This window comes from Cuspidothrix issatschenkoi CHARLIE-1 (assembly GCF_002934005.1).
Taxonomy (GTDB): domain Bacteria; phylum Cyanobacteriota; class Cyanobacteriia; order Cyanobacteriales; family Nostocaceae; genus Cuspidothrix; species Cuspidothrix issatschenkoi.
The window spans coordinates 1-15,559 of sequence record NZ_PGEM01000096.1 but is presented as its reverse complement, the minus strand read 5'-3'; the positions used below and the strand labels follow the sequence as shown (position 1 = coordinate 15,559).

The 15,559-nt window shown below is 39.1% G+C and carries 14 protein-coding genes and 1 tRNA gene; 10 read left to right on the top strand and 5 right to left on the bottom strand.

The genetic code is table 11. The features are described from left to right. Window positions 1-111 precede the first annotated feature (111 nt). From dnaK to rsgA, 4 genes are all read left to right on the top strand, one after another. Window positions 112-2,070: a molecular chaperone DnaK gene (gene dnaK / locus CUN59_RS13635; RefSeq protein ID WP_104388354.1), complete on the top strand. Its 1,959-nt coding sequence runs from the start codon at window positions 112-114 to the stop codon at window positions 2,068-2,070. A gap of 573 nt (window positions 2,071-2,643) precedes the next feature. Next, entirely contained in the window at window positions 2,644-3,789 is a 1,146-nt protein-coding gene (dnaJ, locus tag CUN59_RS13630; protein ID WP_104388353.1) for a molecular chaperone DnaJ, read from the top strand. Further along, window positions 3,786-4,043 (top strand): sulfurtransferase TusA family protein, encoded by a 258-nt coding sequence (locus CUN59_RS13625; RefSeq protein ID WP_104388352.1) that lies wholly within the window; start codon window positions 3,786-3,788, stop codon window positions 4,041-4,043. The genes dnaJ and CUN59_RS13625 overlap by 4 nt, the downstream gene beginning before the upstream one ends. Then, window positions 4,040-5,143, top strand: coding sequence for a small ribosomal subunit biogenesis GTPase RsgA (rsgA, locus tag CUN59_RS13620; RefSeq protein ID WP_104388351.1), 1,104 nt, complete (start codon window positions 4,040-4,042; stop codon window positions 5,141-5,143). Before CUN59_RS13625 ends, rsgA begins: the two co-directional genes overlap by 4 nt. A gap of 217 nt (window positions 5,144-5,360) precedes the next feature. Here rsgA and CUN59_RS13615 read toward each other — a convergent pair whose 3' ends face one another. Beyond that, window positions 5,361-6,257, bottom strand: a complete 897-nt coding sequence (locus CUN59_RS13615; RefSeq protein ID WP_104388350.1) for an alpha/beta fold hydrolase — start codon at window positions 6,255-6,257, stop codon at window positions 5,361-5,363. Window positions 6,258-6,568: 311 nt separating this feature from the next. Between CUN59_RS13615 and CUN59_RS13610 the strand changes: the two genes are divergently transcribed. Beyond that, a complete protein-coding gene (locus CUN59_RS13610; protein WP_104388370.1) occupies window positions 6,569-8,026 on the top strand; it encodes an S-layer homology domain-containing protein in 1,458 nt (485 codons plus the stop codon). 337 nt (window positions 8,027-8,363) lie between these two features. Here the strand turns inward: CUN59_RS13610 and CUN59_RS21455 are convergent, their stop codons facing one another. The 3 genes from CUN59_RS21455 to CUN59_RS13590 form a co-directional block, all read right to left on the bottom strand. Further along, window positions 8,364-9,371 (bottom strand): helix-turn-helix domain-containing protein, encoded by a 1,008-nt coding sequence (locus CUN59_RS21455; protein ID WP_165790201.1) that lies wholly within the window; start codon window positions 9,369-9,371, stop codon window positions 8,364-8,366. Between the two features lie 18 nt (window positions 9,372-9,389). Continuing rightward, window positions 9,390-10,265, bottom strand: a complete 876-nt coding sequence (locus CUN59_RS13595) for a hypothetical protein (protein WP_104388348.1) — start codon at window positions 10,263-10,265, stop codon at window positions 9,390-9,392. Between the two features lie 96 nt (window positions 10,266-10,361). Next, window positions 10,362-11,024: an Npun_F0813 family protein gene (locus CUN59_RS13590; RefSeq protein ID WP_104388347.1), complete on the bottom strand. Its 663-nt coding sequence runs from the start codon at window positions 11,022-11,024 to the stop codon at window positions 10,362-10,364. Between the two features lie 341 nt (window positions 11,025-11,365). Between CUN59_RS13590 and CUN59_RS13585 the strand changes: the two genes are divergently transcribed. Next, a tRNA-Arg gene (locus tag CUN59_RS13585) sits at window positions 11,366-11,439 on the top strand. Between the two features lie 110 nt (window positions 11,440-11,549). On the opposite strand, the gene CUN59_RS13580 is transcribed toward CUN59_RS13585, so the two are convergent. Continuing rightward, window positions 11,550-11,957, bottom strand: coding sequence for a universal stress protein (locus CUN59_RS13580; protein ID WP_104388346.1), 408 nt, complete (start codon window positions 11,955-11,957; stop codon window positions 11,550-11,552). Between the two features lie 88 nt (window positions 11,958-12,045). Between CUN59_RS13580 and CUN59_RS13575 the strand changes: the two genes are divergently transcribed. The 4 genes from CUN59_RS13575 to CUN59_RS13560 all read left to right on the top strand — a co-directional run bounded on the left by CUN59_RS13575 (window position 12,046) and on the right by CUN59_RS13560 (window position 15,554). Next, a complete protein-coding gene (locus CUN59_RS13575; RefSeq protein ID WP_104388345.1) occupies window positions 12,046-13,248 on the top strand; it encodes a phosphoglycerate kinase in 1,203 nt (400 codons plus the stop codon). 77 nt (window positions 13,249-13,325) lie between these two features. Further along, a complete protein-coding gene (locus CUN59_RS13570; protein ID WP_104388344.1) occupies window positions 13,326-13,910 on the top strand; it encodes a Uma2 family endonuclease in 585 nt (194 codons plus the stop codon). Window positions 13,911-13,965: 55 nt separating this feature from the next. Beyond that, entirely contained in the window at window positions 13,966-15,159 is a 1,194-nt protein-coding gene (locus tag CUN59_RS13565; protein WP_104388343.1) for an AAA family ATPase, read from the top strand. After that, window positions 15,156-15,554, top strand: coding sequence for a DUF4276 family protein (locus CUN59_RS13560; RefSeq protein WP_104388342.1), 399 nt, complete (start codon window positions 15,156-15,158; stop codon window positions 15,552-15,554). The genes CUN59_RS13565 and CUN59_RS13560 overlap by 4 nt, the downstream gene beginning before the upstream one ends. The last annotated feature ends 5 nt before the right edge of the window (window positions 15,555-15,559 follow it).

The following is a 15,559-nucleotide window of genomic DNA, read 5'->3' as shown; positions in this document are numbered from 1 at the left end:
AATCGCTTACAATAAGAAATAGCATAAATTTTGCTATCAGTGTGTTACCTATGGTCAAAAAACTGCCTGTGAACAATTACGGTAGAATATTGTACTCACAATACTTTAAGTATGGGAAAAGTTATCGGGATCGATTTAGGTACTACTAATAGTTGTGTAGCTGTTTTGGAAGCTGGACAACCAATAGTGATTGCTAACTCCGAAGGAGGGCGCACTACTCCGAGTATTGTTGGTTTTGCTAAAGGTAACGAGCGCCTCATTGGACAACTGGCTAAACGACAAGCCGTAACCAATGCAGGAAGCACAGTCTACAGTATCAAAAGATTTATTGGTCGTCGTTGGGAAGATACAGAATTAGAACGCGATCGCGTCCCCTATAACTGTATTAAAGGTAGAGATGATACCGTTGATGTGCAAATTCGCGGCCGCAATTACACACCTCAAGAAATCTCCGCTATGGTCTTGCAAAAACTCAAGCAGGATGCGGAAAATTTTCTAGGTGACACAGTCACAAAAGCCGTAATTACAGTACCAGCATATTTTACAGATGCCCAAAGACAAGCCACAAAAGATGCAGGTACTATTGCTGGTTTAGAAGTATTAAGAATTATTAACGAACCTACGTCCGCCGCCCTGGCCTTTGGTTTAGATAAACAAGATCAAGAGCAGTTAATTTTAGTATTTGACCTGGGAGGAGGAACCTTTGATGTCTCCATTCTCCAACTGGGAGACGGAGTATTTGAAGTTAAAGCCACCTGTGGTAACAACCACCTGGGAGGAGATGACTTTGATAATGCCATTGTCCGTTGGATGGTAGAGCGATTTAAAGCCGAAGAAAAGATAGATATCGCCCAAGACAAAATGGCTCTCCAACGCTTGCGGGAAGCAGCAGAAAAAGCCAAAGTCGAACTATCTAGCATGGTTAGCACCTCTATTAACCTGCCATTTATCACGGCGGATGCCACGGGTCCTAAGCATCTAGAAATGGAACTGAGTCGTTCTCAATTTGAAGAACTAGCAGGCCATTTAATAGAGGGAACCATTGAACCGATGATACAAGCCCTCAAGGATGCCGAACTTAAACCCCAGAATATAGATCGGATTATTTTAGTCGGTGGTTCTACTCGCATTCCCGCAGTTCAAAACGCTTTAATTAAATTTTTTGGTGGTAAAGCCCCAGACCGTTCGGTTAACCCTGATGAAGCCGTCGCCCTGGGTGCAGCCATCCAAGCAGGAGTTTTAGCGGGAGAACTCGATGCCCTTCTACTTTTAGATGTCACCCCCCTATCTTTAGGCATTGAAACTCTAGGAGAAGTATTTACCAAAATTATTGATCGCAATACCACCATTCCCACCAGTAAATCCCAAATCTTTTCTACCGCCGTTGATGGCCAAACCTCTGTGGAAATTCACGTTCTCCAAGGTGAACGTGCTATGTCTAAAGATAACAAAAGCTTGGGTAAATTTCTTCTCAGTGGCATTCCTCCTGCTCCTCGCGGTGTACCCCAGATTGAAGTAGCTTTTGAAATTGATGTGAATGGCATCCTCAAAGTTGCGGCTCAAGATAAAGGTACAGGTAGAGAACAAAGTATCCGCATTACCAGTACCGGCGGTTTAAACAGTGCTGAAATTGAACAAATGCGAAAACAGGCTGAAATCTTTGCTGAAGAGGATCAAAGACGTAAAGAACTAGTGGAACTTAAAAACCAAGCTGATAACCTGTTATTCAGTTATGCTTCAACATTACGGGATAATCGCAGTTTCTTGAGTGATAAACTCATCAATTTGGCAAATGAAAAAGCTGCGGAGTTACAAGCAGCAATGAATAACTCGAATATCTCCCCACCCAACTTTAAAGTGTTGTTAGAGGATTTCCAGCAAACTCTCTTTGCTATTGGTACGGATGTCTATAAACAAGCTAATAAAGATGAATCAGATATAGAAGTGTCTATAGAAATAGTCGAATCACTAATTGATACACTTCCTATGATTGATACACAAGTACGACAATTTAACTTTGATTTGGATGAGGAAAATAACTCACAAGCTGATTATGAGACCATAGACTAAGTAGGTGATAGTTGATGCTTGATGGTTGATAGAGGGGTAGGGGAAAAATTTCTTTCTTCTTTCTTCTTCCTCCTGAACTCCTGAGTCCTACCTTTTAGCTGTACTAGCAACTGCAGTACCATAAACATATATAAAAGTATAGGTCGGGTTTTCCACATTTAATGGTACGGCTAGTCCCTATAATCAATGGGTGGGTTTTTCCACACCGAAATAGCACAATGATAAAATATTAATCGGCGAATGCAATCATGGTGAAGGCTGTAATATACTGCCAAATCTTAATCTGGCCTTTCCTGTGATCAGTACCAGCAAATAATCACGCTGATTAACAACAGCGATCGCATAAAAACGTAGTTGTATATACTAATACCAGGTAGTCGATCAACCATGAAACTATGAGCAAAAAGTAGCGGTAAAATTAATTATTAACAAAAATTAAACAACAGTATGGCTAAGGCCACTCCTGCCTATCTAAAGTCGTGAATTTCTGTATTCTTTGTGAAAGTGTTACCTTAAAGCTATCAGCTACTATCTTCCGTATTTCTGCTTCCTTATAATTCTTAACCTTGCTATATGGCCCGAGACTATTATGAAACCCTGGGTGTCTCTCGTGACGCCGACAAAGAAGAAATTAAACAGGCTTATCGCCGCCTAGCCCGAAAGTATCACCCAGATGTTAACAAAGAAGCTGGGGCAGAGGAGCGATTTAAGGAAATTAACCGCGCCTATGAAGTGTTATCAGAGCCAGAAGTTCGCGCCCGTTATGACCGCTTTGGTGAAGCTGGTGTATCAGGAGCGGCGGCGGCTGGTGCTGGTTTCCAAGATATGGGCGATATGGGTGGTTTTGCCGATATCTTTGAAAGCATTTTCAGTGGCTTTGCTGGTGGTGGTGGCATGGGTGGACAAACCCAGCAAAGACGGCGCAGTGGACCAGTACGAGGTGATGATCTGCGTCTAGACCTGAAATTAGATTTTCGGGAAGCCATATTTGGTGGTGAAAAGGAAATTCGCATTTCCCATCTAGAAACCTGTGAAGTGTGTACTGGTTCTGGTGCTAAACCAGGCACTCGCCCCCGCACTTGTAGCACTTGCAGTGGTTCAGGTCAGGTCAGACGGGTAACAAGAACCCCATTTGGCAGTTTTACTCAAGTTTCCACCTGTCCCACCTGTGATGGCACAGGAACGGTGGTAGAGGATAAGTGTGATGCTTGTGATGGTAAAGGGGCAAATCAAGTTACCAAGAAACTAAAAATTAATGTTCCTGCCGGTGTAGATAATGGCACAAGATTACGTGTTTCTCAAGAAGGGGATGCGGGTCAACGGGGTGGACCTCCAGGTGATCTATATGTTTACCTGTTTGTCAACGAGGATGAGGAATTTCACCGGGATGGGATTAACATTATCTCGGAAATTAAAATTAGCTACCTGCAAGCGATTTTAGGTTGCCGTTTAGAGGTAAATACTGTAGATGGCCCGGTGGAGTTGATGATTCCCTCTGGTACGCAACCAAATACGGTGATGAAGTTAGAAAACCGTGGTGTGCCCCGTTTAGGTAATCCTGTCAGTCGCGGTGATCATATGCTGACCGTCTTAATTGATATTCCTACTAAGATCATTCCAGAGGAGAGGGAACTACTAGAGAAACTGGCTAAAATTAAGGGAGACAGAACGGGTAAAGGCGGTTTAGAAGGATTCTTAGGAGGCTTGTTTAAATCATGAGTGGGTCTTCTGTGTTAACCCCTGACGCTCAACTTGATCTACGTGGGACTCCCTGCCCGATTAATTTTGTGCGGACAAAACTATTTTTGGAAAAAATGCCACCGGGGGGTTTATTGGAGGTCTGGTTAGATCCAGGTGAACCCATAGAACAAGTTCCTGATAGTTTGACCATGGCTGGTTATTGTGTAGAAAAAATTATAGACTTTTCTACCTATTTTGCTTTGGTTGTCCGCCGTCCGGTTGTTGTGGAATGAAAGGGGAAAATGTTTCTACTCAACAGTTATTGGGTACGGTGTTAGCTGTACAGGCCAATTTTTATCGTGTCCAAATGGATGAGGTAAAAAGGAGTGAGAATGAAGAAGGAAGAAGGAATGATATTCCCCTGCCTCCTGCTCCCATTCTCCTGTGTACTCGCAGAACGCGGTTAAAGAAAATTGGCCAGCAGGTGATGGTGGGCGATCGCGTGATCGTAGAAGAACCGGACTGGACTGGGGGACGAGGAGCGATCTCGGAGGTTTTACCTCGGAATACTGAGTTAGATAGACCAGCGATCGCTAATGTTAATCAAATTCTCTTGGTTTTTGCGGTGGCTGATCCACCCTTAGAACCTTATCAATTAAGCAGGTTTTTGATTAAAGCTGAATCTACGGGTGTAGACGTGCTGTTGTGTTTGAATAAATGTGATTTAATTGCTCAACAGGAACAACAGGAAATTAGCGATCGCCTTTCTAGCTGGGGTTATCGCCCAATTTTTATTAGTGTGCAAAATCATCTGAATATTCCCCAAATTGGTGCATATTTAAACAATAAAATTACGGTGATTGCTGGTCCTTCTGGTGTCGGGAAATCGAGTTTAATTAATATGTTAATTCCTGATGCTAAACTGCGTGTGGGCGAAGTTTCTGGTAAATTAGCCCGTGGTCGTCATACTACCCGTCATGTCGAATTATTTGAAATTCCCAGTGGTGGTTTGTTGGCGGATACTCCGGGTTTTAATCAACCTGATTTGAATTGTGGCGCGGAAGAATTAATCTATTATTTCCCTGAAGTTAGAAATCGCTTAGAAGCTGGAAATTGCCGATTTAGTGATTGTTTACATCGAGATGAACCTGGTTGCATGGTGGGTAGTGAGTGGGAGAGATATGAACATTATTTAGAATTTTTGGATGATGCGATCGCATATCAAACTAATTTAAAACAACAAGCCGATCCTGAATCTACATTAAAATTGAAATCTAAAGGTAAAGGTCAAAATCATTATGAACCTAAGTTAGAAAGTAAAAAATATCGTCGTGTTTCTCGGCGGTTGCAGGTGCAAAATTTACCAGATTTATATACAGAAGGTGAAGAATAATGATCTCAAAAGATGTAAGAATTCAGGTGAGGTAAAAAGATCCCCGACTTCTGTGATCAATTTATTATTTATGGACACAATTAATAAAAGAAGTCGGGGATCTGGATATGAACGAGGGCTATAGCTGAATACTTACCAAAGGATAATTATGTAGGTTGGATTGACGTGATGATTATTTGTTATAATACTTTAATCCAACCTACACAATTAGTTAAAATCAACTATATACATTTAGTTGTCCTAACCAATTAATAATTTCACTATTGACAATATCGGGAACTTCATCATGGGGACAATGGCCAGCGCCAGGAATAGGAACTATTTTGATATCCTTACCATTTTCTTTTGCTGCTGTATAGATATTCGCTCCGGTGATGGGTGTCCAGGGATCTTCTGCACCCCAAAGGACTAATAATGGAAATTGCAAGTTAGGTAATAATTCCTCTGGGCTTGGACCTGGAGGTGCGGTGAGAATAGATGCAAAAACTTGTTGCGCTCCGGGGTCACAGGATGGGGTATAAAGTAAATCTACAAGTTCATCTGTTACCGCCTGGCGATCGCGGTAGACTTGATATAGTGTGCGGCGAATTTGTGATTTTTGGCGAATGCGGTTAAAAACAAATTTACCTGTGATGGGGTTGGCCACTAATTTATTAAATGTGGCCATGAAAACTCGCAAAACGGGGTTCAATTCATGGGGACGGTGACTTAAACCGCCGGCAGAATTAATTAATACTCCTCCAGCCGCAATTTCAGGATATTCTGTTAACACAATTAAACTTAAAAGTGCGCCAATAGAATTACCAATAAATATTGCAGGTTGATGAATATGTACATTGCAAAAATCTTTTAATAATTCTGCCCACACTTCCATGTTATAGTCTATCTCTGCTTTATCAGAACCTCCAAATCCTAACAAATCTAAAGCAAAGACTTGATAACCAGCATTAGCTAAAGTAGGAATATTTTTGCGCCAGTGACCAATGGAAGCACCAAAACCGTGAATTAGTACCAAAGGTTGGCCTGTACCCATGACGGTATATTGAATTTTGTAATCTCGCCAAGTCCAAACCTGGTTTTCAAATGTTTGTAAATAGTGGGTTGTAGTTGTCATTTGTTAAGATTTTCAAAGGATTATATATTTATATATAGCAGGGAACAGGAAACAGTGAGCACTTCAACCCTTCGACTCGCTCAGGGCATCGCAGGGAACAGGATTAAAAGTTATTTGGTTGACAGTACACACTAACAAAAGCATTTACATTGATCCTGTTGGGTTTATTATCATCAACGCTATCTACAGAATTTTTGCCTGTTTGCCAAAAGTAATATAAAATGCGCTGTGTTACCAGTAAGTTTCACTATGCTTTCAAAATTTCTGATTTAGGTAACATTAGTAAACTGGCAAAATGTGAGATAAATACAATGAATCCCATTAAATTAGGATATTGGCATAAACTTGTGGTTGCAACTATCTTTGTTGTGGCATTATCACCAATATCTTCTGCATTAGCACAGATCCGATTGTCTTCCCAAGTTGAATCACAACTAAGTAATTCTCTGCAAATGCAACTTTTAGCAGATAAAGTTAAGGATGTACCGGTAGACATTCCCGTCACTACTGCTGTTTCACCGGAGAAAAAATCAGCATTTACTCTTTATATATGGCAACCTGCTGGTAAAATTAAAGAAGTAATTGCTCGGATTTCTATTAAGAGTAAATATGGTAATAAATATCGTCAAGAAAGATTTTTAGGTGACTATAAATATAAAATTAAGCAAAAAGCTAAGTTTACTCAGGGGTTAAAATTAGGCGATCGCATCGTCGTGCGTTTATATGATACTAATAATAGTTTTATTGGCTATAGTGAATTTGCCTGTTTACCAGAAAATACTGCCGTTAATGTGATTTTATCAGCTAATCCCACTACAGACAAAGTAGTTCGCACCTTTTATGGTTTTGATATTAACGATGATAGCATTGTTGATAATGGGACTACTTATAATTACTTCACGGAAGTTAATGATCAAAAAGTTACTTTCCTCAACAGTTCTGAAAATATTAATATTGTTGAATATCAAGCCGCAGGATTTTCCAAAGTTGCCACAGATGGCTCTTATCCTAGCTCCTTTAGTGAAGGTGATTTTGCTTTAGTTGGTAAATCAATCAATGCTTTTAATTCTAATCTAGCTAAAGCTTTAACATCTGCTCCTGGTAGTTTAGTAAAATTAACTGAAATTACAACCAACTTCAATTTTCAGCTTGGCCAGTTATTAAGTAAATATCGACAAATAGGTGTAGGCAAGGGGATTCAAGTCTCATTTTCTGATATTTCTAAAAAATATTGGGCAAAAGAATATATTGCCGAATTAGCAGCAATGGAAGTAATGGAAGGATTTCCTGATGGTACTTTCCGCCCCAATGCACCGGTAACTCGCGCAGAATTAGCGGCATTATTGCAAAAAATCTTTATCAAAACTAAAGTCCGGGATGCAATTAATTTTAGAGATGTTCCCAAAAAATATTGGGCGTATGATGCGATTCGAGAAACTTATGAAATGGGATTTTTTACTACTTTGGGTAGTAGGGAATTTAATCCTACTCAAAAACTAACTCGTCTTGATGTTTTAATTACTTTAGCCAAAGGATTGAATTATAGAGTTACTGGTTCTACAGCAAATATTCTCTCAGCCTATAGCGATGCTTCCAGCATTAGAAGCGAACATCGTGATTTTATTGCGGCTTTAACAGAAAATAAAGTAATTATTAACTATCCCAATAAAAAATTACTCAAGCCGAAAAAAGTAGCTACAAGAGCAGAAGTTAGTGCTTTACTTTATCGGGCAATGGTAAGCAGTGGTGAAGCAGCAGAGTTACCTTAAAAATATACTTTGCAAATCAATAATTGATCATTGCTTATATACTTAACACGGATCGGAGAAGGGTAGGGGTTTAGCATTGCTGTAGAAATATAAAAAAGTTGGGCTATTCCGTACTTCTTATGCTAAATCATTTTACCAAACCCCAAAATCCTGATATGGCAAGGATTTTAACTGAATTCATTTATTTATATGGGTTATGGGGTAAATAAACTCATATTTGGCATAACAGGTACGGAAGAACCATTAATATTCATTTTATCTAGTTGTTTGATGTCAGTTTGATTAAATTGTGGCTAGAGCAGTTAACTACTCTAACCCTCAAGTAGCCACATGATCTTTAAACTAAAGATAAAGAGTAGACTTGACCATCAATTAACAGTCTGGTTATCCCTTTGGCTTGTAAATGGTTACTAGCCTTATGGAGCATTTGACTATCGGGAACTTTGATCACGCGATCGCGCTTGGTAGAAAAGCGTTTAGCGACGCGATGATTATCAAATATAGGTAGTGTTTTCTGTTGATTTTCCAGACTGGGAATTTGACCTAAATCACCAAAATCCTTGAGTGGCCGTGTAATTAGCTCTGCTGATCGATCTATCACCAAATAGCAGGTTTTGGGTAAATGAGCTAATGATAATGGTAAAACTTGAACAGATGTTTCCCCATTGCGCCGTCTAGTAACTAGCGGTTTTGGTTCTTCATACTCATCATCTTCAAAGTCTTCCTCATCTTCATACAAATCATCATCTAAATCGTCATCATCTAAATCATCAGGTTCATCCAGCAAATCTTCATCCAATATTTCCGCAAACAAACTCGGTTGCAAATGCCGGGGTTCTATTTCTGGTTTTGGTTTGGGAATAATTGGGGTTTCTGTTGGTTTGTGTCTGACAATTTCCAGTTCTTTCACCACTGGAGGTTCTTTGACAATTGGCTGCTTGGGTTTTTCGACTGCTGAGGAGCGTGTTTTTACCCGTCTGTTGGCAGGAAGGTTTAAATCAAAATCAGGTTCTTTATCGGCTGCTGCTATCTCTATTTTCGCAGGTTCTGGTGGTGACAATTCCTCCCTACTGTCAACGGGAGTAGGAATGTCTTCCGTTAAAGATGGTTGATGGAGTAGAGGTAATTGATCATAACTTACCTGCGCTCTGCCTTCAGGGGTTCTGGCAGCACGTTTTAAAGAGACGAGAAATTCATACTCTTCTTCAGGTAAAGTGCTTTTGAGCAGTCGGCTAATTGTCGAGTTGCTCACACCATAGCGTTCTGCTAAAGTCGAGGTTGTTTCAGCAGTTTCTCGATATAACTTGAGAATTTCTTGTTTGTCAGGCTCAGTTAATTTTCTCACAGTAGACACCAAATTTGATTAAGTTCGTTTGCGTCCACGATCACGGCGTTTAAGACTCAATGATGCGTCATATTCTAAAACAGCACCCATACCGAATAAAACTCCGCTAAAGACCCAGAATACTTCTAGTATGTCTCCACTTTTGTAATTGGTAAGATAGTTAGTGGCATATTTAAACCACATATCTGCAATGTAGAGGGAAAATGCCGCCGCTGCAATCATCCGCCAGGAGAGAGAAAGTTTTCCTCCCCAAAAAGCCAGGAGCATAATTGTGGCAATAATTAGCAGTAATACGTCACTGACAATGTAAAACAAGTCTAGGATGAATTTTACTTGCTCTATAATTTGATCTGGTTTAGTAGTAGCAGCTTGACTTTGTTGAAAAACCAGCCAGGCTAGAAAACTACCTAAACCCCCAATTCCTACTACTATAAGCCATTGCCATACTTCTAGGTTGATTTTCCTAGAAAACAAAGCTAAAGCCATACCTGTACCTAGACATATATAGGTGAGGACAAAAAACACATCGGCAATAGATACTTCCGGTTTTTGGTTTAAGACTATTTCTATGTAGCCAAAAATTAATCCGCCAATAAAATAGGCAACCATTCCCAAACCGATGGAGAGCCAAACTTTGCGACTACTAACCATTTGGGTACTACGCCAGTTACGCCAACACAAAAGACTAGCACCCAAATAGGCTACTGCTTCAAAAGTATTTGTGCCAATGACATACCATTGAGGGCGAACTTCTTCACCATTGACAGGGATTTTGGCACTAAACAACAAAAAGAATAACAATGCTAATATAGACCAGCTAAAACAAGCTAAAACTAGGTTTTGAGTAGTTAATAAGGACTTAGCAGCAGCCGAATTGTTGTAAGATCTACTCATAGGGATTGACTAGGTAAATGCTCTGAAGGTGATATCTTTTGCACTTTTGTCACAGAATTGCCAATAGATAGTTTTTTTGACAGATGAATGTCCACCCTAATGCCAAAGCTTGTTGAGTGGAGATTTTTTTAACCAACTGATAAATAGTTCTTGCTCTTCTTCTGGCATATCTTGTAGTCGCTCGTCTAGTTGATGGGCAAAGTTGGTATCACCAAAATATGTTTTTCCTAATTTGTACAATTCTTCTAAAAGAAGAATGATATGAGTTTCTTGCCAACCTGGCATTTTACCCAAATGGGACAAATCCTCCGTAAGAAAAGATTTTACTGTATCTGCGGAAGATATATCGGGAAATTGTTTTTGTTGCAAGATCCCGGTGATGTCTTTGGTAAATAGACCAGCTTGACGATTCCCTAATAAATCTTCAATATCCAGATAAACAGCTTGTAATAGGGTGATAGCACCTAATGTTAAAACATCAGTTTTACTATGACTGCCAGTGTCAGTTCCTATGTGATCTAGCTTTACCTTGCCCCAGATAGTATAACGTTCTGGCTCTTCTAATAACACACAAGCTTTGTGGCGGTTATCAGTTAGAGATCGCCAAAAACTCTTAGCTTCTTCTTCTTCACTAGCTTTGAAAACCGTAATCAATCGAAAAGTCTGCCCCTGATAATTGAGGATCGGCAATTGCTGATCTTGTTTTTTTGGGTGCTGAATCATCGAAATTCCCACATCCTGCCGTTTGAGAATAAACATAGCACTAACAAATAACTCCTCATAGGGGCTGTTTGGGTAAAGAATATGTAATGGTTTTTCGTACCATTACCATAGAGTATAATTACTTAATTACGTGGTCAAAGATCATTGGTAACTGATTGGATACTGGTCTGGTGTAGGATTTCAGGTAGGTATCCACATTCATGGGCAGTTACTCCTTAACATCACAACATAGCTCACTATCGTATCTATTTTGTTTTTTAGTGTACCTCGACTAACCAATTACTTGAACTGTATTACGGAAAATTAGGATATTTTTAATTTCCTCTTGCATATTACGATAATTATGGAATATAATGGATAAGGCTTCATATTTTAATGGGTACGTAGCTCAGTTGGATAGAGCATCCGCCTTCTAAGCGGACGGTCACAGGTTCGAGTCCTGTCGTACCCGTTTTTGAATAGGAATTGAAAATATTATTGTCCTTAGATATCCGCGGAGGAACAGGAGGCATGAGGAAGTTTTTGATCTTCCCTTCTGCCTCTTGCCTATTTCTGAGCAAATTAAGGAACAATTAAAACAGGACAGGGAGAAAGATTAATTACCCGCGTGGTGACGCTATCAGTTGCACCCTCATCAGTCAAACCTAGTCCCCGACAGCCCATAATAATTAAATCTGCCCCAACCTCGTCAGCAACATCACAGATAGTAAAGGCTGGTTTACCTTGTCTTTCTAGTAATTCGGTGGTAATTCCTTGTCCAGAAAAGTGAGCTTGGGCATTTTCTAGGAGTTTGGCAACCACCTCTGGAGATACCATTGGGCTGGCTTCAGGTGCGTCTGTAGCTGGTTCTTCGACGACTGATAATAGAATTAAGCGACTGCCATAGGTTTGCACAATATTGGCAACTAGATCAGCGGCCTCTCTGGCTTCTCGACTTTGATCAATGGGAAAAAGAACAGTTTTAAACATAAATCACTTCTGCACCCCTCACTCCGGTAAAATCTTGATGGTCATATTTTGAAGACAATAACAAAAAAGTAATCAGGAGAGTTTGGCTATGTCTAAAAAAAGTTTAGCAAGTTTATCTGCGGCTGATATATCTGGAAAACGCGCTTTGGTGCGGGTTGATTTTAACGTGCCTGTGGATGATCAAGGCAACATTACCGATGATACCCGGATTCGGGCGGCGCTGCCAACTATCCAAGATTTGACCAAAAAGGGTTCTAAAGTTATTTTAGCAAGTCATTTCGGTCGTCCCAAGGGTGTGGATGAAAAATTACGTCTAACCCCCGTCGCTAAACGTCTTTCCGAATTATTAGGACAAGAAGTTGTTAAGACTGATGACTGTATTGGTGATGATGTTGCTGCTAAAGTAGCCGGTTTGGCAAATGGCCAAGTGCTGTTATTGGAAAATGTCCGTTTCTACAAAGAAGAAGAAAAGAACGATCCTGAATTTGCTCAGAAATTGGCAGCAAACGCTGATTTTTATGTAAATGATGCGTTCGGTACTGCACACCGCGCTCACGCTTCTACTGAGGGTGTAACTAAGTTTTTAAGCCCTTCCGTAGCTGGTTATTTGGTTGAGAAGGAACTGCAATATTTACAAAGTGCAATTGAAGTACCTCAACGTCCTTTGGCTGCTATTATCGGCGGTTCTAAGGTTTCTAGCAAAATTGGTGTGATTGAAACCTTATTAGAAAAGTGCGATAAGTTGATCATCGGTGGTGGGATGATTTTCACCTTCTACAAAGCCCGTGGTTTGAAGGTAGGTAAGTCTTTGGTAGAAGAAGATAAGCTGGAATTAGCCAAGTCTTTGGAAGCTAAGGCTAAGGAAAAGGGTGTTACTTTCTTGTTGCCTACTGATATCGTTTCCGCAGATAAGTTTGCTCCCGATGCGAATGCAACTACTGTTGCCATTGAAAATATCCCTGATGATGGTATGGGTTTGGATATTGGACCTGACTCTGTGAAGGTTTTCCAAGCGGCTTTGGCTGACTGTAAAACTGTAATCTGGAATGGTCCTATGGGTGTGTTTGAGTTTGATAAATTTGCTGTGGGTACGGAAGCGATCGCTCATACTTTAGCAGAAATTAGTAAAACCGGCACAACTACTATTATCGGTGGTGGTGACTCTGTAGCGGCTGTGGAAAAGGTAGGTTTGGCTGATCAAATGAGCCATATTTCTACCGGTGGTGGTGCGAGTTTGGAGTTGTTGGAAGGTAAGGTTTTACCTGGTATTGCAGCTTTAGATGAAGCGTAATTAATATAGGGGTGAAGGATGAAGTTTTTAGGCTTTGTCCTTCATCCTCTGCAATTAACCGAATTAAGGAAAACAATATGGAAGTACAAACCCGCAAACATATTTACACCCCTGAAGAATATTTAGAATTAGAAGAAAAAGCACTTTATAAAAGCGAATATCGGAATGGAGAAATTGTTCCTATAACTGGGGGAACTGGTAATCATAATAAAATTACATTAGTTATTGCGGCAATTTTGCTATATGCACTCAGACGCACAAAATATGAAGTTTTTATGGGAGATATGCGTTTATGGATTCCTGAATTTAGACAATATACTTATCCTGATGTCATGGTGACTGATGGTAAGGCTATTTATACAAACAATAAAAATACTACTGTGACAAACCCTTTGTTAATTGTTGACGTGTTATCTAAATATACAAAAAATTATGATCAAGGTGATAAATTTACTTTTTATCGTTCTATTACCCAATTTAAAGAATATGTTTTAGTGCCACAAAATCAATATCAAGTTATGCACTATAGCAAAACTAATGAGGGAGAATGGACTTTTCGAGAATATAAATCTGAAAATGATATTATTAAGTTGCAATATCTTGATTTTGAAATTAGTTTAGTTGACATTTATCAAGATGTGAATTTTGACGATAGGGAATAAATAATGCTATCTATTGAAAAAAACTGCTATTCAAAAAATCCTTTAATGGTGAATTATGAAAATAGAAAGTATCCATCTAAAAAACTTTAAAGCTTTTAAAGACGTAGAAATTAAAAAAATTCCTAAAATGTGTGTTTTTGTCGGTGCAAATGGTACTGGTAAAACCACGATATTTAATGTATTCAGTTTTTTAAAAGATGCTTTAACTGATAACGTTCATGTTGCTCTCACGAAATTAGGAGGAGGTCGAGGATTCCAGGAAGTAAGAAGCCGCAATTCAACCGGACCAATAGAAATTGAATTAAAATTTCGTATTCCTCAAGGTGAAAAATCTCCATTAGTTACCTATTCTTTAACAATTAACGAAGAAGATGGTCGTCCTATCATAGAAAAAGAGATTCTTCAATACCGCAGAGGGAGTAAAGGTCAGCCTTGGCGGTTTATTGATTTTTCTAAAGGTAAAGGACAAGCTGTTATTAATGAACCTGATCAAGTTATAGATGAAAAAGAATTAAAACGAGAAGACCACGAGTTAAAATCTCCAGATATTCTAGCTTTAAAAGGTTTAGCACAATTTGAAAAATTTCCTGCGAGTAAAGCAATTGGTGATTTACTTGAAAATTGGCATATTTCTGATTTTCATATCCAACAAGCGCGACCAGAAAGGGAATCTAGTTATGCAGAACATCTTTCCAAAGAGGGTGAAAACTTAGCAATGGTGACGGAATTTCTTTATAAAAGACACCCTGATATTTTCCAGAAAATTATTGAAAAACTAAAACAGAGAGTTCCAGGTATTAGCGCAGTTGATTCAAAAATTACTGAAGAAGGGCGGGTATTGCTGCGGTTTAAGGATGGTGATTTTCATGATCCTTTTTTAGCACGATATGTTTCTGATGGAACTATCAAAATGTTTGCTTATTTAGTGCTTTTGTATGACCCCAAACCTCATCCTTTGCTATGTGTGGAAGAACCAGAAAATCAACTTTATCCTAAACTTCTTTATGAACTTGCAGAAGAATTTAGAGAATATGCACGTAAAGGCGGTCAAGTTTTTGTATCTACTCATTCCCCTGATTTTTTAAATGGTTGTGAACTAGAAGAAGTATTCTGGCTACAAAAAGAAAGAGGTTATACAGTAGTTAAACGAGCGAGTGATGATGAACAAGTCACAACATACATGAATGAAGGTGATAAACTCGGTTATTTATGGAGACAGGGTTTTTTTGAGGGAGCAGACCCGCTATGATAGAGATTGTTTTCTTACTAGAAGAACCATCTGCAAAAGCAATGATTGAAGGTATTTTACCTAAGATAATATTAGAAATAAATATAAATGTTAGATATATTATTTTTGAGGGTAAACAAGACTTAGAAAAGCAAATAACCAGAAAACTTCAAGGGTATAATAATCCTCATGCAAAATTCATTATTTTGCGTGATCAAGATTCTGGTGACTGTCAAGTTATTAAAACAAATCTGCAACAAAAATGTAAAGATGCAAATAAATTTCAATCTATTGTGCGTATTGCTTGTCGTGAACTTGAAAGCTGGTATATTGCTGATTTAGAAGCGGTAGAAAAGGCTTATAATAAAACCAATATTTCATCACAGCAAAATAAAAATAAAGTATCGGCTCAATAAGTAGG